The 22,509-nt window shown below is 42.1% G+C and carries 23 protein-coding genes; 15 read left to right on the forward strand and 8 right to left on the reverse strand.

Translation table 11 applies throughout. The features are described from left to right. Positions 1-20 precede the first annotated feature (20 nt). Together AB1A65_RS06485 and umuD are read left to right on the forward strand one after the other, a co-directional pair. Positions 21-1,280: a Y-family DNA polymerase gene (locus tag AB1A65_RS06485; protein ID WP_366586921.1), complete on the forward strand. Its 1,260-nt coding sequence runs from the start codon at positions 21-23 to the stop codon at positions 1,278-1,280. After that, positions 1,277-1,726: a translesion error-prone DNA polymerase V autoproteolytic subunit gene (umuD, locus tag AB1A65_RS06490; protein WP_366586924.1), complete on the forward strand. Its 450-nt coding sequence runs from the start codon at positions 1,277-1,279 to the stop codon at positions 1,724-1,726. The genes AB1A65_RS06485 and umuD overlap by 4 nt, the downstream gene beginning before the upstream one ends. 843 nt (positions 1,727-2,569) lie before the next feature. Here umuD and hutG read toward each other — a convergent pair. From hutG to hutH, 4 genes are read right to left on the reverse strand one after another with little or no spacing between them, the layout of a single operon-like run. Next, the gene (hutG, locus tag AB1A65_RS06495; RefSeq protein WP_366586926.1) at positions 2,570-3,541 is read right to left on the reverse strand and encodes a formimidoylglutamase; all 972 of its coding nucleotides are present in this window, start codon (positions 3,539-3,541) and stop codon (positions 2,570-2,572) included. Between the two features lie 4 nt (positions 3,542-3,545). Beyond that, the gene (locus AB1A65_RS06500) at positions 3,546-5,549 is read right to left on the reverse strand and encodes a urocanate hydratase (protein ID WP_366586929.1); all 2,004 of its coding nucleotides are present in this window, start codon (positions 5,547-5,549) and stop codon (positions 3,546-3,548) included. Beyond that, positions 5,542-6,786 carry an imidazolonepropionase gene (gene hutI / locus AB1A65_RS06505; RefSeq protein ID WP_366586932.1) on the reverse strand — a complete coding sequence of 415 codons (1,245 nt, stop codon included), beginning with the start codon at positions 6,784-6,786 and terminating at the stop codon, positions 5,542-5,544. The genes AB1A65_RS06500 and hutI overlap by 8 nt, the downstream gene beginning before the upstream one ends. Position 6,787: 1 nt before the next feature. Continuing rightward, positions 6,788-8,365, reverse strand: coding sequence for a histidine ammonia-lyase (gene hutH / locus AB1A65_RS06510; RefSeq protein WP_366587082.1), 1,578 nt, complete (start codon positions 8,363-8,365; stop codon positions 6,788-6,790). 73 nt (positions 8,366-8,438) lie between these two features. Here hutH and AB1A65_RS06515 point away from each other — a divergent pair, with 73 nt between their 5' ends. Together AB1A65_RS06515 and AB1A65_RS06520 are read left to right on the forward strand one after the other, a co-directional pair. Further along, a complete protein-coding gene (locus AB1A65_RS06515) occupies positions 8,439-9,326 on the forward strand; it encodes a LysR family transcriptional regulator (RefSeq protein ID WP_366586935.1) in 888 nt (295 codons plus the stop codon). Positions 9,327-9,374: 48 nt separating this feature from the next. Then, positions 9,375-9,929, forward strand: coding sequence for a nitroreductase (locus AB1A65_RS06520; RefSeq protein ID WP_366586937.1), 555 nt, complete (start codon positions 9,375-9,377; stop codon positions 9,927-9,929). Here AB1A65_RS06520 and AB1A65_RS06525 read toward each other — a convergent pair. After that, on the reverse strand, positions 9,926-10,432 hold the full coding sequence (locus AB1A65_RS06525) for a DUF456 domain-containing protein (protein ID WP_366586939.1): 507 nt from the start codon (positions 10,430-10,432) through the stop codon (positions 9,926-9,928). The genes AB1A65_RS06520 and AB1A65_RS06525 overlap by 4 nt on opposite strands. Positions 10,433-10,546: 114 nt before the next feature. Between AB1A65_RS06525 and AB1A65_RS06530 the strand changes: the two genes are divergently transcribed. From AB1A65_RS06530 to hemW, 6 genes are all read left to right on the forward strand, one after another. Next, positions 10,547-10,987, forward strand: a complete 441-nt coding sequence (locus tag AB1A65_RS06530; RefSeq protein ID WP_366586941.1) for a hypothetical protein — start codon at positions 10,547-10,549, stop codon at positions 10,985-10,987. 180 nt (positions 10,988-11,167) lie between these two features. Further along, positions 11,168-13,396: a TonB-dependent receptor gene (locus AB1A65_RS06535; protein WP_366586943.1), complete on the forward strand. Its 2,229-nt coding sequence runs from the start codon at positions 11,168-11,170 to the stop codon at positions 13,394-13,396. A gap of 105 nt (positions 13,397-13,501) precedes the next feature. Next, a complete protein-coding gene (locus AB1A65_RS06540) occupies positions 13,502-13,978 on the forward strand; it encodes a hypothetical protein (protein ID WP_366586945.1) in 477 nt (158 codons plus the stop codon). A 4-nt stretch (positions 13,979-13,982) separates the two neighbouring features. Further along, positions 13,983-14,534, forward strand: coding sequence for a crossover junction endodeoxyribonuclease RuvC (gene ruvC / locus AB1A65_RS06545; RefSeq protein ID WP_366586947.1), 552 nt, complete (start codon positions 13,983-13,985; stop codon positions 14,532-14,534). Between the two features lie 66 nt (positions 14,535-14,600). Beyond that, positions 14,601-14,957 (forward strand): four helix bundle protein, encoded by a 357-nt coding sequence (locus AB1A65_RS06550; RefSeq protein WP_366586949.1) that lies wholly within the window; start codon positions 14,601-14,603, stop codon positions 14,955-14,957. Positions 14,958-14,991: 34 nt separating this feature from the next. Continuing rightward, positions 14,992-16,119, forward strand: coding sequence for a radical SAM family heme chaperone HemW (gene hemW / locus AB1A65_RS06555; protein ID WP_366586952.1), 1,128 nt, complete (start codon positions 14,992-14,994; stop codon positions 16,117-16,119). Positions 16,120-16,300: 181 nt separating this feature from the next. Here hemW and AB1A65_RS06560 read toward each other — a convergent pair whose 3' ends face one another. Together AB1A65_RS06560 and AB1A65_RS06565 are read right to left on the reverse strand one after the other, a co-directional pair. Beyond that, on the reverse strand, positions 16,301-17,158 hold the full coding sequence (locus AB1A65_RS06560) for an HAEPLYID family protein (protein ID WP_366586954.1): 858 nt from the start codon (positions 17,156-17,158) through the stop codon (positions 16,301-16,303). Positions 17,159-17,234: 76 nt separating this feature from the next. After that, a complete protein-coding gene (locus AB1A65_RS06565) occupies positions 17,235-17,570 on the reverse strand; it encodes a hypothetical protein (protein ID WP_366586957.1) in 336 nt (111 codons plus the stop codon). A gap of 283 nt (positions 17,571-17,853) precedes the next feature. Between AB1A65_RS06565 and AB1A65_RS06570 the strand changes: the two genes are divergently transcribed. Genes AB1A65_RS06570 through AB1A65_RS06590 form a run of 5 tightly spaced genes read left to right on the forward strand, consistent with a single transcriptional unit; the run spans position 17,854 to position 21,799 of the window. Then, complete coding sequence (locus AB1A65_RS06570) at positions 17,854-18,603, forward strand: cyclase family protein (RefSeq protein WP_366586960.1); 750 nt, start codon at positions 17,854-17,856, stop codon at positions 18,601-18,603. 32 nt (positions 18,604-18,635) lie between these two features. Continuing rightward, the gene (locus tag AB1A65_RS06575; protein WP_366586962.1) at positions 18,636-19,259 is read left to right on the forward strand and encodes a DUF4230 domain-containing protein; all 624 of its coding nucleotides are present in this window, start codon (positions 18,636-18,638) and stop codon (positions 19,257-19,259) included. A 6-nt stretch (positions 19,260-19,265) separates the two neighbouring features. Further along, entirely contained in the window at positions 19,266-19,661 is a 396-nt protein-coding gene (locus tag AB1A65_RS06580) for a Dabb family protein (protein WP_366586964.1), read from the forward strand. 2 nt (positions 19,662-19,663) lie between these two features. Then, complete coding sequence (locus AB1A65_RS06585) at positions 19,664-20,029, forward strand: MmcQ/YjbR family DNA-binding protein (protein WP_366586967.1); 366 nt, start codon at positions 19,664-19,666, stop codon at positions 20,027-20,029. Next, positions 20,030-21,799 carry a DNA mismatch repair protein MutS gene (locus tag AB1A65_RS06590; RefSeq protein ID WP_366586969.1) on the forward strand — a complete coding sequence of 590 codons (1,770 nt, stop codon included), beginning with the start codon at positions 20,030-20,032 and terminating at the stop codon, positions 21,797-21,799. It abuts the gene before it with no gap. Positions 21,800-21,913: 114 nt separating this feature from the next. On the opposite strand, the gene AB1A65_RS06595 is transcribed toward AB1A65_RS06590, so the two are convergent. Continuing rightward, positions 21,914-22,507, reverse strand: a complete 594-nt coding sequence (locus AB1A65_RS06595; protein WP_366586971.1) for a hypothetical protein — start codon at positions 22,505-22,507, stop codon at positions 21,914-21,916. Between the last annotated feature and the right edge of the window lie 2 nt (positions 22,508-22,509).

The raw sequence follows: 22,509 nt of genomic DNA on the forward strand, positions 1-22,509 counted from the left end.
AAAATCAAGTATTTTGGAGCATGTTTGCCTTGGTGGATTGCAATAACTTCTATGCCTCTTGTGAACGGGCCTTTCAGCCCCAGTTCAACAATGTTCCTGTGGCTATTTTGTCCAATAATGATGGTTGCTTTATTTCGCGTAGCGATGAGGCAAAGAAATTGGGCCTCCCTATGGCGGCCCCGGAATTTAAGTATAGAAAGTTTTGTGAGGCGAACAAGATCAAGGTGTTTTCCTCAAATTATCCTTTGTATGGCGACATGAGCACTCGGGTAATGAACATTTTGGGAACGTTCACTCCCGATATTGAGGTGTACAGTATTGACGAGGCTTTTTTAAAGTTTGATGGGTTTAAGGATTACGATTTTGATGCGTATGGAAAGGAAATCCAACGAACAGTTCAAAAATGTACTGGAATACCCATAAGTATAGGAATTGCACCAACAAAAGCCTTGGCCAAAGTAGCCAATAAAATCGCAAAGAAGCTAAAATCAAGAACAGGGGGCGTTTATGTCATTCAATCTGATGAAAGACGCATAAAAGCCCTAAAATGGACCAAGATTGAAAGTGTTTGGGGCGTTGGCCATGGAAATTTAAAACGATTGCAGACCCAAAACGTAAAAACGGCCTATGATTTTACGCAACTGTCCGATGAATGGGCTCGGAAACAAATGGCGATAATAGGCCTCAGGCTCAAAAAGGATTTGGAAGGTATTCCAACGTTAGATTTGGACGATGATACCCGAGATAAAAAAGCTATTGCCACCACCCGTAGCTTTGAAGGTACCTATTCCAATATTGAGGATATAAAGGAACGCATTTCTACTTTTGCGAGCAGTTGTGCCGAAAAATTGCGGGATCAAGGGAGCAGTTGCAACTATCTTGTTGTGTTTTTGAGGAGTGACAGACATAAAAAGAACGAGCCCCAAGACAGGGGAAGCCTTATTGTTACCTTGCCCTATGCAACAGATTCCAGCCTTACCATAAGCAATTATGCTGTAAAAACTGCTGTTGCTATTTTCAAACCGGGAATCAAGTATAAAAAAGCGGGAGTGATTGTTTCAGGATTGGTTCCGACCAATGAAAGGCAATTGGATCTGTTCCTGTCCGAAAATCCGAAGCACCATAAACTCATGAAGGTTATGGATGGTATCAATACCAAATATGGGAGCCATAAAATGAAGATAGCCAACCAAGACCTAAAAAGGACCTGGAAGATGCGCCAAGAGCACTTGTCCCCGAGATACACTACAAACATTAATGACATCATCACAGTGAAATGACTTCCAAAAAATCGCCAGAAACAGACTCTCTTACCTTTTATATTCCAAACAATGATGGTGGTGGGAGTATACCTTTATCGAGAAACACGGTGTCTGCGGGATTTCCTTCACCAGCAGATGATTTTAAGGAAAAACGGATCAGTCTGGATCAAACCTTGATCAAAAACAAAGAAGCCACCTTTTATGCGCGAGTAAGTGGGAAATCAATGATCAATGCAGGACTGGATGATGGAGACCTTCTGGTCATTGACCGGAGTTTGGAAGCCGAACACGGGAAAGTAGCTGTTTGTTTTTTGGATGGGGAATTTACTGTTAAGCGTTTACATATTGAAAAAGGGAGCATAACGCTGATGCCGGAAAATGATGATTACAGGCCTATAAAGGTTTCTAAAGATAGCGACTTGTTGATTTGGGGTGTGGTTACTTATGTAATTAAGGCCGTATAAAAGATAGATTTCTCAATCGTCACTATGCTCCTCATTTTAAAATGACAAGTTGATTTTTCTTTGTTGACGATGTCATTTCGAACTGAATCCCGATAACTATTGGGAGAAGCGTGAGAAATCTCCAAAAAGATATTGGTGAAAATATGTGCAATTCGTGTCAAACCAAACTTTATCAGCATATAAGATTCTTCGTAAAACTTGTCTTGGGTGTAGTCGAAAGGTTCAGATAGTAAAACAAGTGTCTGTTGTTGATGCTAGATTTCTATTTTATTTAAAAAGAAGGTCAGGTTCAAAAACCTTTGCTATCTTTGTCCCGTTGTGTTGGATTCCAGTCGCGATGATTGGAATCAGGTTGAAGCATCAAAACCGATGCTCGCCAATGAAAGGCTTTCCTTTTGGAAGGCTTTTTTTGTTTGTGAGACCGGTAGGTCGAACAAATTCCGCTGTAGGTTGGATTTTTTCCTAGTAAATTATAAAAATTGTCAGGTCGAGCGCAGTCGAGACCCTAGACAACAAGACCTCTCAACTGCGCTCGAGGTGACAGCCCATGAAATATTAGTGAGCATTCGTGTAATTCGTGTCAAACAAACAATTGCATAGTTAGATTCTTCGCAAAGCCTGTCTTGAGCGAAGTCGAAAGGCTCAGAATAACAATCAGATTTCTCAATCGTCGCTATGCTTCTCATTTCGAAATGACAAGTTGATTTTCTTTTGTGCATGATGTCATTTCGAACCCCATGTTCCGAGCATGCGAGGGAGCTAAGGGAGTGTGAGAAATCTCAAACTAGATATTTGGTCTCGCATCTCGACTGCACTCGATGACCGCTTGACCTGACAGTACCGTCAACTTCCCGAAACAGTATGCGCCACATGATGCACCAAAGAAGCCGCCAGCTTAGCCGTTTGTCCATCAATATCGTACTTGGGATTCATCTCAGCGATATCCAGACTGATTAATTTTCCGGAGCTAATGATGGTCTTTAAGCATTCCACAACCATGTAGGGGTTGTAACCCATGGGAGAAGCAGCACTCACTCCAGGGGCAAAGGCTGAGGAGAAACCATCCAAGTCAATGGTCACATAAATATGATCAACATTTTTGGTGAAAGCATTGATAAAAGTGGTGATTTCTTCCAAAAACGTAGGCTGAAAAGTTTCGGACATCACATAAATCACGTCAAGGTCCTTTGCGGTTTGAAAGAGGTTTCGGTCATTGGCATCTTTTCGGATACCGAGGCAGAGGTAATTAAAATCGATGCCCTCTTTTTCACAATCTTTGGCAATCTGATAAAATGGTGTGCCCGAATTGCTCTGCTCAGTGTTCTTTCGTAAATCAAAATGCGCATCAAAATTGATGATTCCGATAGTCTGACCTTCTTTTTTAGAATCCAAGTATTTTTTGATGCCCTTGTAGTGGCCGTAGGCCATATCATGCCCACCACCTAAAATAATTGAGAACTGTTTTTTGTCTAAAAGGGTCGTAACTGCCTCAGCAAGTTGTTCTTGTGCAGACTCCATTTCACCTTTTTTACAAACAATAGAGCCCACGTCATGTAACAAAACGTTACTGCCCAAATGATTGGGCATTTTGGCAAAACTGCTTTTGATTACATCGGGACCCTCAACAGCCCCAACCCGACCTTGGTTTCGGCGTACACCTTCATCGCAGGCGTAGCCCAAAAGGGCAACTGATTTTTTCTGGGCTTCGGGAAGTTCTTCCAAGGGTGTGCAATGCACTTTTTCGTGCAGATATAGCCATTTATTGGAGATTCTGCCGGTCCAAAGGTCTTTTTTCGGGGGTTCGTAGTGTTTCATCACATTAAAAAAGGTCGTCCAACATATCGGAATCTACAAGATAGGGCAAAGTTATCTTTAAATTTGGAGAGCGTTCCATTTCTCGTTCAATGGCAAAGCGGGCTTCTTTGTTGCGGGCCCAACTTCTGCGGGAAATACCGTTGTTCACATCAAAAAACAACATTTTCTTCAATCGGTTGGAAGCTTCTTTGGAACCGTCGAGCACCATACCGAATCCGCCATTGATCACTTCGCCCCATCCTACGCCGCCACCGTTATGGATGGATACCCAAGTGGCGCCTCTAAAACTATCTCCGATCACATTTTGGATGGCCATATCCGCGGTAAATTTGCTGCCGTCATAAATATTGCTGGTTTCCCTAAAGGGAGAATCCGTGCCACTCACATCGTGGTGGTCCCTGCCCAATACTACTGGGGCACTGATTTCCCCCTTGGCAATGGCCGTGTTGAAGGCATCTGCAATCTTACTTCTTCCCTCGGCATCGGCATAGAGGATTCGAGCTTGAGAGCCTACTACTAATTTGTTCTGTTCCGCTTCTGAGATCCATTTGATATTGTCCTGCATTTGCTGTTGGATTTCTTCGGGGGCTTCGGATTTTATCTTTTTCATCACCTCCAAGGCAATGGCATCCGTTTGTTGAAGATCTTTTGGGTCTCCCGAAGTGCATACCCATCGGAAGGGGCCAAAACCGTAGTCAAAACACATGGGGCCCAAAATATCTTGCACGTAGGAAGGATACCTAAAATCAATGTTATTTTCGGCCATTACATCGCCGCCCGCACGGGAAACTTCCAGTAAAAAGGCATTGCCATAATCAAAAAAGTAGGTGCCCATTGCCGTGTGTTTGTTGATGGCATCAATTTGTCTTCGAAGTGATTCTTGTACTTTTTCTTTGAACGCTTTAGGGTTTTCGACCATCATGGCATTGGATTCTTCGAAAGAGAGTCCAACGGGATAATACCCACCGGCCCAGGGATTGTGCAACGAGGTTTGGTCGGAACCCAGATGAACAAAAATATTTTCCTCATCAAACCGTTCCCAAACATCAACCACATTGCCAATGTAGGCTAAGGAAATCACTTCTTTGTTTTTTACAGCTTCTTTGGTTCGAATGACCAATAAGTCCAGGTCTGCTAAAAGTTCATCCACCCAACCTTGATGGTGTCGTTTTTTGGCAGCCTCGGGGTTGACCTCCGCACAAATGGTGATGCACCCAGCAATATTTCCTGCCTTAGGTTGGGCACCACTCATGCCCCCCAATCCAGCGGTCAAGAAAATTTTCCCTTCGGGGGATTCGTTTTTGTCCAATACTTTTCTGAAAGCATTCATGACTGTAATTGCTGTTCCATGGACAATACCCTGTGGCCCGATGTACATGTAGGAGCCTGCGGTCATTTGTCCATACTGAGTCACACCTAATGCATTGAAACGTTCCCAATCATCGGGTTTGGAGTAGTTTGGAATCATCATTCCGTTTGTGACTACCACTCTTGGTGCTTCTTTGGAGGATGGAAACAGGCCCATCGGATGCCCGGAATACATGTGCAGGGTCTGTTCCTCGGTCATTTCCGCCAAATATTTCATGGCGAGCAGGTATTGAGCCCAGTTTTGGAAAACAGCTCCATTGCCTCCGTAGGTAATGAGTTCCTCGGGGTGTTGTGCTACGGCAGGGTCGAGATTATTCTGAATCATCAGCATAATGGCCGCTGCTTGATGTGTTTTTGCAGGGTATTCGGAAATGGGCCGGGCATACATCTCATAATCGGGCTTAAACCGATACATGTAGATTCGACCGTAGGTTTTTAGCTCCTCCGCAAATTCAGGGGCGAGCTCCTTGTGCCAAGCTTCGGAAAAATAGCGTAACGCATTTTGTACGGCCAATTTTTTCTCTTCCTTGGATAGGATATCCTTTCGTTTTGGAGCTGGATTCCCATTTTTTGGATATGGCTTTTTAACTGGAAGTTGTTCGGGGATGCCTTGTAATATTTGTTGCTGAAATTCAGTCATGATTCAAATTTTTAGTGGATGGGGCTGCGTTTTTCCAAACTTCGATAGGCTTCAATTGCCCTTGGTGATAGGTGATTTCTTGGTAATTGTCCGTTGGAAAAATCACAAAGTCCGCCTGTGCGCCGGCTTCCAATTTTCCGCAGTCCGTTAAACGTAAAGCTGCGGCTGCCCTAAAGGTGATTCCTGAAAGCACTTCGGTGTTGGAGAGTTTTTCAAAAGTGCCCAAAATACTGGCTTGGGTCAACAGGTCGCCCATGGGAGCTGACCCAGGGTTATGGTCGCTCGCAATGGACAAAGCGCCGCCTGCATCCAAAATTTTACGGGCTGGGGTATAGGCACATCCCAAACCGAGGGATGCTCCCGGCAAAGCTGTGGCAATGGTGTTGCTCTTGGCCAACAATTGAATCTCTTTCTCGGTACTGGCTTCCAAATGGTCGGCGCTTACCGCATCAAAATCTACAGCTACTTGACTGCCTCCCGTGGTAAATTGGTCGGCATGCACGGTGATATCGAATCCCATTTCCTTAGCTTTCTGAAAATAGGGCTTGATTTCCTCTGGAGAAAAAGCACTTTCTTCCACAAAAGCATCCACGCGATGGGCCAGGTTTTCAGTTTTGATGATAGGAAACAATTCGTTGATGATTACCTCCAAATATTCTTTGTCTTGATTCCAATCTTTGGGTTTCATATGGGCTGCCAAACAGGTTGGAACCAAGGTCATATTTGAAGTTTCATTGGCCTTTTTGATGGCGCGTAGCATTTTCAGTTCTTCATCAACAGAAAGACCGTAGCCACTTTTTACCTCGATGGTTGTTATGCCATTTTTTAAATGTTTTTGACTTCTGGAAAGGATTCCTTCAACCAATTCGTCTTGAGATGCTCTTCGGGTTTGAGTGACCGTATCCCAGATGCCGCCACCTGCCTTGGCAATTTCCAAATAGGTTTTTCCTGCATTTCTGTAGGCGTAATCACGAGCTCTGGTACCGCCAAAACAAATATGGGTGTGAGAATCCACAAATCCTGGTAGGCAAACATGTTTCCCATCGATATGGTGAATATCTACATCGGCTGATTTCAATGCATCAAAAACTCCAACTTTGAGAATTTTTCCATCAGCAATTAGGATACCCCCATTTTCGATGATGGGCAATTGCTCGTCTTTGAGCGCTCCTTTTATAGGAAGGCCTGTCATAGGCAGTAACTGGGTGAATGGTCCTATCAGCAGTGGCTTTTTCATTTTAATACGTTTCAAATTCATCAAGATACGGTGTGTTCCATTTCAGTTGTTTTTCATCCATCACACGGTCTACCAAATCAATAATTTCCCGATTTTGAATGATTTTGATTCCTTTTTCAATGTCATCTGCAAAGACACGGTCGTTTTCGGCAAAAGCAACTTTGGTTCTGAGGAATGTATGGATTTCATCCAACACAATACCCGATTTCAACGGTTTTCTGTACTCGAAAGCTTGCGCTGAGGTCAATAGTTCAATGGCGAGGATTTTCTCCACATTCTCAATAATGTTGAGTGCTTTTCTCCCGCTGATGGAACCCATACTTACGTGGTCTTCCTGTCCCAACGAAGTGGGGATGCTGTCGGCACTGGCGGGGAAGCACAGGCTCTTGTTTTCACTGGCCAATGCTGCAGTTGTGTACTGTAAGATCATATAACCAGAGTTGATACCCGTATCGTTCATCAACAATTTGGGAACACCTGGACTGTTGCCTTCAAGGGCCAGATAGATACGTCGGTCTGAGATGTTTCCAATTTCCGAAGCGGCCAAAGCGGCATAATCCAAGGCCATGGCCAAGGGCTGCCCGTGGAAATTTCCACCGCTTATGGTGAGTTCATCATTTATGATGACAGGATTGTCGGTTACCGAGTTGAGTTCAATTTCCAACAATTCTTTTAAGTGTAACCAAGCATTGCGTGATGCTCCGTGTACCTGTGGTATACAACGTAGGGAGTAAGGGTCCTGCACCCGTTCACAATCGATATGGTCTTCCAAAATTTCGGAACCTTGAAGCAGGGTTCGGATTCTACCCGCTACGTGTTGGTTGCCCTTAAAAGGTCGAAGTTGGTGCAATTCTTCAAAAAACGGTTTCATGGAACCTTGAAGCCCCTCGAGCATCATGGCACCGATAATGTCGGCATGGCGCAAACAATGTTGCAGTTTGTGTACGACCATTACTCCATGTGCTGCAATAAATTGGGTGCCATTGATTAAAGCAAGCCCTTCTTTTGGGCCCAAATCGAGCGGCTGTAACCCTTTTTGTTGAAATAGCTCTTGTGTTGGAATGGTTTTACCTTGATATTCTACTTTGCCGAGTCCAATCAACGGTAAAAACAGATGGGATAGTGGGGCTAAATCCCCAGAAGCCCCGACCGAACCTTGTGAGGGAACCACGGGAATGGCATCGTTCTCCAAATGCCAAAGCATGCGTTGAAGGGTCGTTTCGGCAATCCCCGAAAACCCTTTTGCCAAGGCATGGATTTTGAGAATGAGCATGATTTTGGCCAATTCCGTGGGAATAGGTTCACCCACGCCCACACTATGACTTTGTAATATATTGGATTGAAGGATTTTGGTGTCCTCCTTGGAAATTTTGGTGTTGCATAAAGGACCAAACCCCGTGTTAATGCCATACACCGTATCGCCTTTTTCCACGATGCGCTGCACCCGTTGGTAACTTGCGTTCACATTTTTCAGGCATGCATCGGAGAAAACACCTTTTATGGTACCATGGGCCATGCCCAAAGCCATGCTTGCCGTTAGATGGTCTTCGCCAAAGTGAAATGTTCGGTCTATTGCCATATTTTTCTTTTCCATAAAATTACTGCTTAGGTTTAATAATTGCCAATACTTATTTTTGTAACAATTAATAAGCATGAATTATCAAATAGAACTACGACACTTTATCTATTTTTTGGCCGTGGCCGAAGAGCTTCATTATAGAAAGGCGGCCGAAAAGTTGTTTATTTCCCAACCGGGTTTGAGTACGCAAATCAAACAGATGGAAGAGTTATTGGGCACCCAATTGTTTGTTCGGGATAAGAAAAAGGTGAGTTTGACGCCAGCAGGGGAGTTTTTAAAAAAAGAGGTGGAATTTATCTTGAATCACCTCGATCAGACCAAAAAGCAAGTAAAACTTATCGGAGAAGGACAATTGGGGGAGGTACGCATCGGGTTTTTAGGTTCGGCCATGCAAAATGTCGTGCCCAATTTATTATTGGGATTGAAGGAAAAGTATCCCACCGTGCACACCACTTTGGAAGAGCTTTCCAACAGAGCACAGATTAATGCTATTTTGGCCGATCGATTGGATTTGGGCTTTGTCCGATTATCACGAGTATCCAAAGGATTGGCCGTGAAACCGGTTTTTGAGGATACTTTTTCTTTGGTGTTGCCAGAAGACCATCCTTTGGATAAAGCTAATTTTAAGAACATCCATCAAGTGGCGAACGAGGATTTTATCCTTTTTTCCCAAGATTATAGCCCCATGTATTACGACACAGTTCTCAGTATTTGTGAAGACAGTGGTTTTGTTCCCAATGTTTCGCATAAATCGGTGCATGCGCAAACCATTTTTAAATTGGTGGAGAATAAATTGGGTATTGCCATTGTGCCTACAACGCTTCAACATGGATTCCAGATGAAAGTAAAGTTTATCGAAATGAAAAAAATAAAGCAGCGTGCCGTGTTGAGTATGGTGTGGAAAACCGACAATCGAAATCCTGCGCTTCAAAAATGTATGGACTTGCTTCAGAAATTATGATGGGAACAATTTGGGGCGTAACTTTGAGATTCAACGTAAAGAAAAGCTATGATTTTTGATTTGATCAAACAGAGAAGGAGTATTTTCCCTCCACAATATATTGAAAGGCCCATCGCCAAAGAGACCTTGGAAAAGATTTTGGAAGCGGCCAACTGGGCCCCTACCCACAAGAAGACCGAACCTTGGCGTTTTAAGGTGCTAACGGGCGACAAAAAACAGGAGCTAGGTATTTTTCTTTCAAATAAATATGAGGAAACGGATCCTAATCCGAAACAGATAAAAATTAAAAAATTACAGTTCAACCCATCCAATTCAGGAGCGGTTATTGCGATTTGTATGCAGCGGGACCCAAAAGAAAGTCTTCCGGAGTGGGAAGAAATTGCCTCAGTGGCCATGGCGGTTCAAAATATGTGGTTGTGTTGCACGGAATTGGGCCTTGGCTGTTACTGGTCTTCTCCCGGACTTATTAAATATATGGATGAGTTCTTCAATTTAAATGAAGGTGAAAGATGTCTGGGCTTTTTCTACATGGGTTATTTTGATGGCGAGGTGATTCCATCTACAAGAACACCCATTACCGATAAAGTGGTGTGGTTGGATTAACTAAAAGAAAATAGGTCGCCTGCATACTTAATTGCTATAAACACATAGAAAATGGCATAGAGAAGTGTGACCAAAAATTTCATAAAAGTACCCGTTAAAAAACCTAAAAACGAACCAAAAGCAGCCTTTAGAGCTCTTTTTTGGTCAATATTGTTTGAGAGCTCCCCAACAAAAGCTCCGAGAAATGCTCCAATGATGAAACCGCCTGGAATCGGAAGGAAGAGGCCAATAATAAGCCCGATTATGGTTCCCCACATGCCCGCTTTACTACCCCCAAACTTTTTAGTGCCCATGGCGGGTATTACATAATCCAAAATAGTAATGGTAATAGCAATTATAAAGGTAATTGCAAGCACCCACCAATTATCAGGTACTGCTTTGGTCAGATAAAGTAGCAATAACCCAACCCAGCTTATGGGCGGACCGGGCAAAACGGGCAAAAAGCTGCCCAGAATACCTACTAGCATTAAAATAAACCCCAAAATAAGCAATGCAATGTCCATGGTAGTGTTTGCCTGTTAGACAAATGTAGTTGACAATTGTTACAAACAAAATCAAAATAAAACCCTACCCTTATATTTTTCGTAGGTAACTTTGAAACCGATTACAACACAATCATGAAAACAAATAGGGGGCTTGCAAAATCTAGACTTATCCAAATGGGGTGCGTTACGATGTGTCTGTTTTACCTGCTGGGTCTTTTTAACGGATTGGTGTTGGAAACTTTGCACGAAGTATCGCATATTATTGGGCCTAAAACACATCACCATAGTTTTACCAACGATCATGAAGATATAGACTACTCTTCTTTGGAAGCCATGGCAGGCCACTCCCACGAAACTTTGGAGGCTTTAAAAGAGTTGTTGAAGGTCAATGAGCCTGATGAACAAGAATCGAAAGACGATATCAGCCTAAAGCTGGACAAACATTTATTGGATGAAACTACCGTTGATTCCAAAATAATTACGCAACCCATCAGTAATGACAATTGGGCATATCAAAACATGACTTCATTTTGGTGTCTAAGTGTAATTTCTCCTCCTCCCCAATTTAGTTGAAGTAAGCCGAACTAATTTTTCAAATACCTATTGAATTCGTCACCCTAAATATCAGAATAGGGGTTGTGGGATGCTGAAACGCTGTGCCTGACGGCAAGCAAGAGTTCAGCATGACCCAAGATGATTTTTTGATGAATTAGAGAGATTTTTTTCACACAATTCAAATTAAAAAACAACGACATGAAATATTTTATGGCGGCACTGTGCATGCTTTGCATGAGCAAGATTGCTGCACAAAACGTAAAAGGAAAATTGGTGGACGAGGCCGATTCTCCAATAGAAGATGCTGGAATTTTTAACAAGACCAGTGGTCAACATAGCCATACCGATGGTACGGGGCATTTTGTTCTGGACAGAACTTCGGTAAATGATACCATCTATTTTTCTAGGTTAGGATATGCCACTCAAACCAAGGTGGTGGGTACATCCGACCTACAAAATCCGATAACGATAACCTTAAAGGAAGCTTCCATCTCCTTAGATCAAGTGGTTTTGGTATCCGAAGTAAACGCCATGAGCAAATTGGTGGATGTGGATGTGAAAACCAATCCGGTGAAATCATCCCAAGAAATTTTGAGGAAGGTTCCTGGATTGATCATTGGTCAACACGCGGGAGGAGGAAAAGCGGAGCAGATATTTTTACGGGGTTTTGATGTGGATCACGGAACCGACGTGGCCATCAATGTGGACGGTATGCCAGTGAATATGGTTTCACATGCCCACGGGCAAGGATATGCCGACCTGCACTTTGTGATTCCAGAGACCATTGAAAATGTCAATTTTGGAAAAGGACCCTATTATGCTGATCAAGGTAACTTTAATACGGCGGGTTATGTCAACCTAAAGCTGAGAAAAAGTCTGGACAAAAGTACGTTGTCTACTGAAGTGGGCCAGTTTGGTGCACAAAGGTTTATGGGCATGCTCAATGTGATGGACAACCAAAACAGCAATGCGTATTTAGCTTCGGAACTGTATTTGACCGATGGACCCTTTGAATCGCCACAGAACTTTAACCGTATCAATATTTTGGGAAGATACCGTTATGCTTTGCCCGGTGATCAGGAGTTGCTTTTGACGGCTTCGCACTTTTCCAGCAAGTGGGATGCATCGGGACAAATACCCCAACGTGCGGTGAATCAAGGTTTGATCAGTCGTTTTGGCGCCATTGATGATACCGAGGGCGGACAAACGAGCCGAACCAACTTTGTTTTGAATCACAACAAGAATCTTGGGACGGGAAAATCGCTTAATACAATAGCTTTTGTTTCGCATTACGATTTTGAGCTGTATTCCAACTTTACCTTTTTCTTGGAAGATCCTGTGAACGGAGATCAAATCAAGCAGTTTGAAGACCGAATGATGGCCGGTGCAAAGTCTGTTTTCCAGAACAATACGGCCAGTTTAGGTGAAATGGAGTTTAAATACAACACTGGTATTGGTTTTCGATACGACAATGTGGATAACAATCAATTATCCCGAACCTTGAACCGTCAAGAATTGTTGGAGCGTTTGGCCTTTGGCGATGTGGACGAGGTAAATGGCTACGCCTTTGCTGGAGCCGAGTTCAAATCGGGAAAATTTACTTTTGAGCCAGCCCTACGTTTGGATTATTTTAGGTTCGATTATGTTGACAACCTTAGCGAGCTTTATGACAGTCGAAGTGAGGAAAAAGTGGCTTTTAGTCCAAAGTTCAATACTATTTACAGCCCTACCGAAAACACGCAAATTTTCCTAAAAACGGGAATCGGGTTTCACTCCAACGATACAAGAGTGGTAGTGGCCAATGAGGGCGAAGATATCTTACCGGCCGCCTACGGGGTGGATTTGGGGACTATTATAAAACCTGCTGATAAGCTGGTTTTGAATGCCACTTTGTGGACCTTGTTCTTGGATCAAGAGTTTGTGTATGTTGGGGATGCGGCCATAGTGGAACCCAGTGGAAAAACCAGACGGATGGGGATTGAGGTAGGAGCTAGGTACCAACCCTTGGATTGGCTTTATCTGTATTCTGATGCGAATTATACCCATGCTCGAAGCACCGAGGAGACCGATGGTGAGGATTATATTCCTCTTGCACCAGACTTTACCATGGTAGGCGGGCTTACTTTGGGAAATAATAATGAAGGATTCTCCGGTGGAATCAATTATCGATATATTGATGATAGACCTGCTAACGAGGACAATTCCATTGTAGCCGAAGGCTACTTTGTTACGGATGCCACACTGAATTATACCTTGAAGAATTGGACGTTCGGGTTGATTGTGGAAAACCTGTTCGACACCGAATGGAACGAAACACAATTTGCCACCGAAAGCCGTTTGTTCAACGAGCCAAACTCTTTTGAAGAGATTCATTTTACTCCTGGAACTCCGTTTTATTTGAGGGGGAAGGTTTTGGTTAGTTTTTAGCCTATTTATTAAGGTAGCAAGAGGCTTGAAATTGTTTCGGGCCTCTTTATCTTGTATCGTTCTTCAGCAAAAAATCGTAATTTCAGCCAAATTCTCGGGGCTGTTATGCGGAAGTACATGTTGTTATCCTTTTTTGGCTTGCTGGTTTCCTGCGAACTTTTTATGTCTCAGGAAGATAAGACCCAAAAATTGGTCAATGAAGAACTTTTGGCCATTGATTGGAACGATGTGGACCAATACCCCCATTTTGATGGTTGTGATGAAACTGCCACCAAACAAGCCCAGCGCGAGTGTTTTCAGAATGTGATGTTGGATTCTTTTTCCAATGCCTTGGACAGCTTGGAATTTCAAGTAGATCAAGATTTAAACGATACGGTATATATCGATTTTGTGATTGATGAGCACGGGTTCATTTCTGTGCTGAATATTGAGGAAAAAACCGCTGTTTTAAACGAAATAGCAGATTTCAACACCAAAATCTCTGCGCAACTGAATGATCTGACCACCGTGGCACCGGCCATAAAAAGAGGGAACCCAGTGAGCCTTCGATTCCGGCTACCCTTGGTACTTAACACCAACTAACGATTTGGCAACAGAAAAAATCATTTTAGGAATTGACCCGGGAACCACTGTCATGGGTTTTGGCATTATAAAGGTCATCAATAAGCAGATGCACTTTGTGCAAATGAACGAGTTGCTACTCCGAAAATACGATGACCCCTACACCAAACTCAAACTTATTTTTGAACGCACTGTGGAACTCATCGATACCTATCACCCTGATGAAATTGCCATTGAAGCTCCTTTTTATGGGAAAAATGTGCAATCCATGCTAAAGCTGGGTCGTGCACAAGGCGTGGCCATGGCCGCAGGGTTGTCTCGGCAAGTTCCGATTACGGAGTACATGCCCAAGAAAATTAAAATGGCCATTACCGGAAATGGAAATGCCAGTAAGGAACAGGTGGCCAAGATGTTGCAAAGTGTCCTAAAATTAAAATCTTTACCTAAAAATCTTGATAGCACAGATGGACTCGCCGCCGCCGTTTGCCATTTTTATAATGATGGAAAGGTAGAAGTGGGGAAAAGTTATTCCGGTTGGGAAGCTTTTGTGAAGCAAAATCCGGATAAAATCAAGTGATGATATACAATTGACAATAAACAATTGACAGTAACCAATATCCAATTACCCAAACATACCTACTTTATGCAAAAAGAGAATCCCTTGATGAAGAAATCTTATGATTTCGCATTGGAAACAATCCGATTATATAAAAGTATTGTGTCTTCAAAACGCGAGTTTGTGTTGTCAAAACAGATGCTTCGTTCAGGAACATCAATAGGAGCTAACATTAGTGAAGCCAATGGTGCTATTTCAACAGCTGATTTTTCAGCCAAAATATCAATAGCTTACAAAGAAAGTTTAGAAGTAAAATATTGGTTGTCGCTTCTGAAGGATTCGGAATATATAAAAACAGAAAAGATAAATAAACTCTTAGAACGAGCAGATGAACTTTCCAAAATCATGTTTTCCATTTTAAAGACTACAAAAAGTGCCAAATGATTATTGTACATTACTTATTGATAATTGTTGATTGATGTCTGGAGTCTACGTGCATATCCCTTTTTGCAAACAAGCTTGTCATTATTGCGATTTTCATTTTTCAACCCAATTGGGAAAGAAAGAAGCCATGGTGAATGCGCTTATCAAAGAAATGGAGCTGCGCAAGGAGGAGTTGCCCAATGAACTAGTGGAAACCATTTACTTTGGAGGCGGAACACCATCGGTACTTTCCAATGATGAAATTGAACAGTTGATCCAAACGGTCTACAGCAATTACGGAGTAATTGACCAGCCCGAAATTACCCTCGAAGCCAATCCAGATGATTTGTCCAGTAATCGAATCCTCCAACTGTCCAAAACTACAATCAATCGCCTCAGCATCGGCATCCAATCCTTTTTTGAGGAAGATTTAAAGTTGATGAACCGCGCCCACAATGCTAGCGAAGCCGAAAACTGCATACGGGAAGCCACAAAGTATTTCGACAATATTTCCATCGATTTGATCTACGGAATTCCAGGCATGTCCAATGACTGTTGGAAAACCAACGTCCAGAAAGCGTTGGATTTTGGCTTGCCCCATATTTCAAGTTATGCGTTGACGGTGGAACCCAGAACAGCCCTTAAAAAGTTTATCGAAAAAGGGGTTGTCCCCGATGTGGATGACGAGCAGGCGCAAGAGCAGTTCCATATTTTGGTGGATACATTGGAAGCGAACGGATTCGTCAATTATGAGATTTCCAATTTTGGAAAACCGGGTTATTTTTCCAAGAACAATACTTCGTATTGGTTGGGGAAGACCTATTTGGGGATTGGCCCATCAGCGCATTCCTTTGATGGGCAACACCGAAGCTGGAATGTTCGGAATAATGTCAAATACATCAAATCCATAGAAGCGAGGGAGTTACCGAACGAAACCGAAACCTTGACCCAAACCGACCGCTACAACGAATACGTGATGACCGGACTTCGAACCATTTGGGGCGTTTCTTTGGAACGGATAACAACAGAGTTCGGCACAAAATACGTGGACTACCTAAACCAACAATCCCAAAGATTTTTGGAGCAGGGTTTGCTTCAGCTCACAGAAGGGAAATTGCTCACCACCAAAAAAGGCAAGTTTTTAGCGGATGGGATTGCAAGTGATTTGTTTTTCTTGCAGTAGTAAATTTAAATTCTTTTTATCCATAGGTTAATGAAATGTTCAAAAGGTGTTGTCCAATACACATAAAAGCGAAGTGCGGGGACAGAGCAGTAAACGGCCTGCCCTTGTCCGCGCACATTAAACTTTAATGATGCAAAGCATCTCGGGATTCCTTAGAACTAATCGGCACAGAAAACTGTATTTATTTTTTATGCCCCGGTTCCCAAATCAATCTAACAAAAGAACTTAATCGCTCATTTTCGCGATTTACAGGAATTCCTGCTACAATACCAATCAGTAAGTTGTCTGCAATGCCTAAACGCATTTGAGGTCTCATTGTCATGTCAAAGTCTGCCCCACTCATGGTTTTGTTAAATTCAATTCCGATAAAGTTCCTCGTCCCCGAAATCATATAGTGGAAACTAGTATTGATGTCGTAGGAGGTATGAAACGTGTTGGAACTAAAACTTTGTTCAATCATTGGGCCTGTGTATATCAACGAGTGAAAATTATTGCCCCATCGTTTGGCGACCACGAAAAATGGATTGTAAACATTTCCTTTTAAAAAGGGTTTTCCAAATCTACTAAAATCCGAAAGCTCAAACTCGTTTATATAACCGATTGCCATTGAAGTGGCCATGGGTTCACTCACCAAAACGGACCATTGGGCGGCTATTTTTATACTGTTTAATTGGTTAGAGGGAACGGAATTGTTGGCAGACCCATTCACAGGTGAATAAAAGGTGAAGGGTAGCTCCACTTCCAAACCTAATCTATCTATGGGAGCCCACTCATATTCAATAAGTGCTTCGTAAGAATCAAATTGTAGATTGTCGGTAAGCCCAAAACCCAAGTTCCATTCCTTTTCACCTTTTCTGGCACCTAAATCACGGATTAAATCAATATATAGCGGCTCAGCATGTAAAACCTTGTCTGGTTCCTTCTGATCTTCAACTTGTTGAATGTAAAGACTATCTTTTTCTGCATCAGTAATTTGAGCGAAAACATTTGTGAATGATGCCAATACACCGATTGACATCAATAATTTTTTGATGTTCATATTTGATTTGTTTTATAAGTATTGAGAATTGCCCATGTCCTTCTTGGTCATGGGATAAAAGAGTTGCAAAAACAAATCAAACTTTGGGAGGAGGACTGTCTATTTTTTTGAAACCATTTGTTAACCGGGCTTCATGGGCAGAAAATAGTTTTTTCTTTTCAACGAGTTGACCACGAATATGTTCCTTTGTTTTGGTCTCATGAACCAGCAGGTCAATTTTTACATTCTTTTTCTTATTGTGGTCTTCAGTGTCATTATCATCATACTCTTCGAAGGCATTTTCAAAACCTAAAACCTTTTCAACTAAAATTTCTACAATACTTTCTTGATCGTTGATGGACAAATCTTCTGGAATATGTTCCGGGTATGGGTCTGCTGAGTCAACACTAATGTTGAGTAGGTAAAGACCCATTAATCCCCAAAGGAATTTTGTGAACTTGCTATTTCGTAATCGACTTAACACTTCAGGATTAACTCTCTTTTATTACTTTTCTTGTATGACCGCCTACGTTCTGGATAGATTTGTTGTACAAACCATGGTTTGCAAAGATACCAAGCCCAAAGATGGTTCAAAAGAAAATTTACGCTAGAAACGTGGAAGACTTTTAATGGAATGGACAACGTTTATCAAAAAAGCCTTATTTATTGCATTTTTCAATTGATTTGATTTAATTACTGGTTCAACTTTAACATACATGATAGCCACCATAAAACACAACTCCAGAAAGTACACCATTGATTTGACCAAGCCCTTGGATATTTCCATTCCCCTAATGGATGGAGAAGGAGGGGTCAACGCTTGGTACTTGGGTCCACCTAAAATAGAACCTCACAAACAAGATGGATTTGTGGGCAAGGTTTCGGAAGGGGCTCCCGTAAATTTCAATGACATTTGGTTCAACCCACATAGCCATGTTACGCATACAGAGTGCTTGGGTCATATTACTGAGGCGTTCCATTCCGTCAACAAAAAATTGAAGCAGTTTTTCTTTTTAGCCGAGGTTATCACGGTGGCCCCAGAACAGGAAGGCGAAGACTTTGTCATTTCCGAAAAACAACTCAAATACGCCTTGGGTAACAAAAAACGGGAAGCCGTGGTGATTCGGACGCTGCCCAACCTTAAGGATAAACGTTCCCGCAAATATTCAGATGCCAATCCGCCTTATTTGCTGGAGGCAGCAGCGGAATATTTGGTGAAAAAAGGAGTGCAGCATTTGTTAATAGATTTGCCTTCAGTGGACAAAGAACGGGATACAGGTGCATTGTTGTCCCATAAAGCTTTTTGGAACGTCAAGGGCAAACCACGGGAAAAAGCTACCATTACGGAATTTATTTATGTGCCCAACAAAGTGGTGGATGGCACCTATTTTTTAGACCTGCAAGTAGCACCCATTGAGAATGATGCCAGTCCAAGCAGGCCAATTCTTTATAAGATTTTGGAATAAAGGATTGTCCCCAAACTTTATATCTTTAACCAATGGGTGAAATAGTTGATACCATTCTCGGCATAATATTGGGCGCAATACTCATGTATTGGGTGTACTCCCTGTTCCGAAAAAAGAAGAACAAAGAAATCACCGAACAGCAATCCACTGTGTTGTTGGATAAGATTAGGAATGTATGCAAATTGGTTTCGGTGGAAGGTGATTTTGCCGAAATTTATCATTACGAAAACACCAAGGACAGCTTTATGAGTCTTTTTCGAAGCAAGAAAAAAGCACTCATTGTGGTGAAGGCCCAAGCGCATATTGGGTACGATCTTGCGAAGTTGGATTTATCTGCCGACACCCAAAATAAACGCATCATATTGCGTAATTTTCCAGAGCCGGAAGTCTTGTCCATTGAACCTGATTTACAATTTTATGATATTAAAAATGGGCTGTTTAACAGCTTTTCACCCAATGACCTTACCAAATTGAACCAAGAGGCCAAGGAACATATCAAACAGAAAATTCCGGAAAGCGGATTGATGGAAACTGCACGGAAAGAAGCCTTGCAGGCCGTTTTGGTAGTGGAGAAAATTGTAGAGACCATTGGTTGGACCTTGGACTACTCCGCCTTGGAAATTTCAAACAGAGAAAAACAATTCATAGAACAATAAACAAGCATGAAAACAAGAATCATCATACTATTTTTGGTGGGAATAGTTTCCTCCAGTTGTGTACAAATCAAAAACGATATGAGCAATTTTGACCACACCTTTACCCACGTGGTATATTTCTGGTTTAAAAATCCGGACAATGCGGCCGATAAGGCCAAGTTTGAGGCTTCGTTGAAGAAGTTTCTGGACAATTCGCAATACGCCAAGACCAAATTCATTGGTACACCGCCAAAAGCCATTCGCGATGTAGTGGATGATTCCTTCACCTACTCCTTGATTCTTTCCTTTGAATCGGCCGAAGCACAAGCGGCCTACCAAGAAGAAGAACCCCATCTTGTTTTTATCGAAGAGTGCAAAGATTTATGGGAAAAGGTGATTGTGTACGATTCACAAGGCATCTAGATATGAACGTAGAGGAACTTCGCGAGTATTGTCTCACCAAAAAAGGAGTTGCGGAGGAGTTTCCCTTTGATGCAAATACGTTGGTGTTCAAGGTCATGGGCAAAATGTTTGCCCTGGTTGCTTTAGAACGACTTCCTCCCCAATGCAATTTAAAGTGCGACCCAGAGCGGGCCGTGGAACTTCGGGAAGAATACGACGGCGCAATCATTCCGGGATATCACATGAGCAAAAAACATTGGAACACCCTTTTCTTGGAAAATCTGCCTGCTAAATTGATTTTGGAACTGGTGGATCATTCGTATGAACTTGTGGTGGGTGGGCTAACCAAAAAATTGCAACAAGAATTGCATAATAGCGCCGGAAAATAGATGGTGGATTTACAGCATTTTTACACCTCCCAGAAAGACAAGCATGAGGCAGAATTACAACGGGTAAAAAAGAATTTGGCGTTATTGGCCACTTTTCGTTTGTCAATTTTTGCGGCTTTGGCGCTGGGCATTTACCTTTTCTGGGGAACAACAACGGTTTATGTGCTGGCTCCCTTGGGTCTGGTGTTGTTTGTGTATATGGTGTTGCGTTTTGTAGAAGTAAAGCGTCACAAACACTATGTACAACGGTTGATTGATATCAATAATACCGAATTGGAAATTTTGGCCCGCCGTTATCACCATTTGCCAGACGGGAAAGAATTTTTGCAACCTGACCATCCCTATGCGCAGGATTTGGATGTGTTTGGCAAAGGGTCCTTTTATCAATACACCAACAGAACGATTTTGGTTCAGGGTACAAGAGTGTTTTCAAGACTTTTATTGGATGGTAATCCGAAGGATATTGCCAAAAAACAAGAAGCCATCCAAGAATTGGCCCAATTGCCCGAGTGGAGACAACATTTTTCAGCATTGGCTGGGGAAACCAAGCCTAGAATTTCTCCAGATTTGGTGTCCAACTGGATGAAAAACCATAAACCTTTCACGCCAAAGCGGACACGAATGGTGACAGCACTTTTCGGATTGACTTCGATTGTATTGATGGCATTGGCTTTTTTGGGTCAGGTCCCCGAAAGTTTGGTGGTCATCTGGTACTTTGTGGGTATTGGCATTGTCGGTCGCTATTCCAAGAGCATTCTCAAGTTTGCGGTTCAAGTGTCCGAAGCGCAGGAAACTATCCAGCAACACCAAAAATTGATTTCTGAATTGGAAGGGCAAACATTTTCTTCGGAACTCTTGCAGGACCTTCAAAAGAAACTGGACATTATAGGTGAAAAGACCTCCAAAATATTGAAAAACTTTAGTCGTAGGTTGGACAATTTTGAGCAACAGAACAATCTGTTGGTGCTGCTGTTCGGACAGGGTTTTTTGCTTTGGAGCCTGTACTTCGCGCATCGTGTAGAAGTTTGGATTGAAACCTATGGCGATGAGGTGGAGGAGTGGTTTTCGGCCATTGCCCAGTTTGATGCTTATATTACCTTAGGCACCTATGCGTTTAATCACCCTGACCATTCGTATCCAAATTTGGTTGAGGGTAATGTTGTGTTGCGAGCAAAAGAAGTGGGTCATCCCTTGGTGGACCCTAAAAAGAACATTTTAAACGATTTTGAGCTAGGAAAAGGCCGTTTTTGCATCGTCACAGGTGCCAACATGGCCGGAAAAAGCACTTTTTTGCGCGCGATTGGGCTTCAGATTGTTATGGCGAATATGGGGTTGCCCGTAAAAGGAAAGGAAGTGCAGTACGCCCCAGTTCGCTTGTTGACCAGCATGCGTTCTTCGGATTCATTGGCGGATGAGACTTCCTATTTTTATGCAGAACTGAAACGGCTAAAATACATTGTGGAAGAATTGGTAAAAGCAGATGGTTTTGTGATTCTGGATGAAATCTTGAAAGGGACCAACAGTGTGGACAAGGCCGAAGGCTCCAAGAAATTCATTGAGCGTTTGGTGAAAAATGGGTCAACCGGCATGGTGGCCACCCACGATTTAAGCCTTTGCACCCTGGCAGATAAACTTCCGGAAGTGGAAAACAAATATTTTGATGCCCAGATTGTAAATGGGGAGCTTTTCTTCGATTATAAATTCAAAGAAGGGGTGTGCCAAAACATGAACGCCTCTTTTCTCTTAAAAAATATGGGTATTGTGGATTGATTTGTTGTGGTGAAAATCCGATATGATTGTTCTCAGAGTATCTAGGATGATAAAAGTTAGAGGGATTTCAGTGATTAAATTCTTAAGCGATAATTTATGACGGTATTTTTAGTGTTATTGTTTTCCTCCAATTTTTTCTCCTTTTTTGGCATTCAGTTTTATTTCGCTCAGATAACTCAAAATTGTTCCTTTTGAATCTACATTTCCTACATATCCAAATTCAGGTGAATAAAACAGAAAATATTCTTTGCTCTTTTCCTTATTCTTATTGGTCAATTGCTTGCAATGAACTTTAATGCAGTCTTTATATCTTTTTGCAGGCGTTTTAAATTTCTGTTTTATGGCAATAACTTCGTAACTCCAACTTTTGTCATTTTCAATCCAATTATCTCCAAGCTTTGGACTGATTGGAAGAGCTATAGACTCCTCAAGAGTTTTTTTATCTATATGGTAGTAGTTGTCTGTTCCTTTTCTATAGTACGTTGTGTCAATATCTCCCCAACCATATTTTCTATATCTTACGAAATACTCTTTTCGGTTAATAATTTCTCTGTTATTATCAAAATATTCAAAGTAATGGCTTTTTCCATATTTATAGTATTTAGCACTACTCGAATCTTCAAACAGAGTTATATATCCACCCAATTTTACGTAGGTGAAAGAAAACAGTGTCATTGATAAAATTAGGATTCCAATTATTTTACTCATTT

This window comes from Allomuricauda sp. ANG21 (assembly GCF_040705235.1).
GTDB classification, from domain to species: Bacteria; Bacteroidota; Bacteroidia; order Flavobacteriales; family Flavobacteriaceae; genus Flagellimonas; species Flagellimonas marina.

Bases quoted from the DNA above. Each gene is read 5' to 3' on its own strand.
- AB1A65_RS06580 (WP_366586964.1), top strand. From the start codon at position 19,266: ATGAAAACAAGAATCATCATACTATTTTTGGTGGGAATAGTTTCCTCC.
- AB1A65_RS06570 (WP_366586960.1), top strand. From the start codon at position 17,854: ATGATAGCCACCATAAAACACAACTCCAGAAAGTACACCATTGATTTG.
- AB1A65_RS06525 (WP_366586939.1), bottom strand. From the start codon at position 10,432: ATGGACATTGCATTGCTTATTTTGGGGTTTATTTTAATGCTAGTAGGT.
- AB1A65_RS06575 (WP_366586962.1), top strand. From the start codon at position 18,636: ATGGGTGAAATAGTTGATACCATTCTCGGCATAATATTGGGCGCAATA.
- AB1A65_RS06590 (WP_366586969.1), top strand. From the start codon at position 20,030: ATGGTGGATTTACAGCATTTTTACACCTCCCAGAAAGACAAGCATGAG.
- AB1A65_RS06520 (WP_366586937.1), top strand. From the start codon at position 9,375: ATGATTTTTGATTTGATCAAACAGAGAAGGAGTATTTTCCCTCCACAA.
- hutI (WP_366586932.1), bottom strand. From the start codon at position 6,786: ATGAAAAAGCCACTGCTGATAGGACCATTCACCCAGTTACTGCCTATG.
- AB1A65_RS06560 (WP_366586954.1), bottom strand. From the start codon at position 17,158: ATGAACATCAAAAAATTATTGATGTCAATCGGTGTATTGGCATCATTC.
- umuD (WP_366586924.1), top strand. From the start codon at position 1,277: ATGACTTCCAAAAAATCGCCAGAAACAGACTCTCTTACCTTTTATATT.
- AB1A65_RS06530 (WP_366586941.1), top strand. From the start codon at position 10,547: ATGAAAACAAATAGGGGGCTTGCAAAATCTAGACTTATCCAAATGGGG.
- AB1A65_RS06585 (WP_366586967.1), top strand. From the start codon at position 19,664: ATGAACGTAGAGGAACTTCGCGAGTATTGTCTCACCAAAAAAGGAGTT.
- AB1A65_RS06485 (WP_366586921.1), top strand. From the start codon at position 21: ATGTTTGCCTTGGTGGATTGCAATAACTTCTATGCCTCTTGTGAACGG.
- hutH (WP_366587082.1), bottom strand. From the start codon at position 8,365: ATGGCAATAGACCGAACATTTCACTTTGGCGAAGACCATCTAACGGCA.
- AB1A65_RS06500 (WP_366586929.1), bottom strand. From the start codon at position 5,549: ATGACTGAATTTCAGCAACAAATATTACAAGGCATCCCCGAACAACTT.
- hemW (WP_366586952.1), top strand. From the start codon at position 14,992: ATGTCTGGAGTCTACGTGCATATCCCTTTTTGCAAACAAGCTTGTCAT.
- AB1A65_RS06565 (WP_366586957.1), bottom strand. From the start codon at position 17,570: ATGGGTCTTTACCTACTCAACATTAGTGTTGACTCAGCAGACCCATAC.
- AB1A65_RS06535 (WP_366586943.1), top strand. From the start codon at position 11,168: ATGAAATATTTTATGGCGGCACTGTGCATGCTTTGCATGAGCAAGATT.
- AB1A65_RS06550 (WP_366586949.1), top strand. From the start codon at position 14,601: ATGCAAAAAGAGAATCCCTTGATGAAGAAATCTTATGATTTCGCATTG.
- hutG (WP_366586926.1), bottom strand. From the start codon at position 3,541: ATGAAACACTACGAACCCCCGAAAAAAGACCTTTGGACCGGCAGAATC.
- AB1A65_RS06515 (WP_366586935.1), top strand. From the start codon at position 8,439: ATGAATTATCAAATAGAACTACGACACTTTATCTATTTTTTGGCCGTG.
- AB1A65_RS06540 (WP_366586945.1), top strand. From the start codon at position 13,502: ATGCGGAAGTACATGTTGTTATCCTTTTTTGGCTTGCTGGTTTCCTGC.
- AB1A65_RS06595 (WP_366586971.1), bottom strand. From the start codon at position 22,507: ATGAGTAAAATAATTGGAATCCTAATTTTATCAATGACACTGTTTTCT.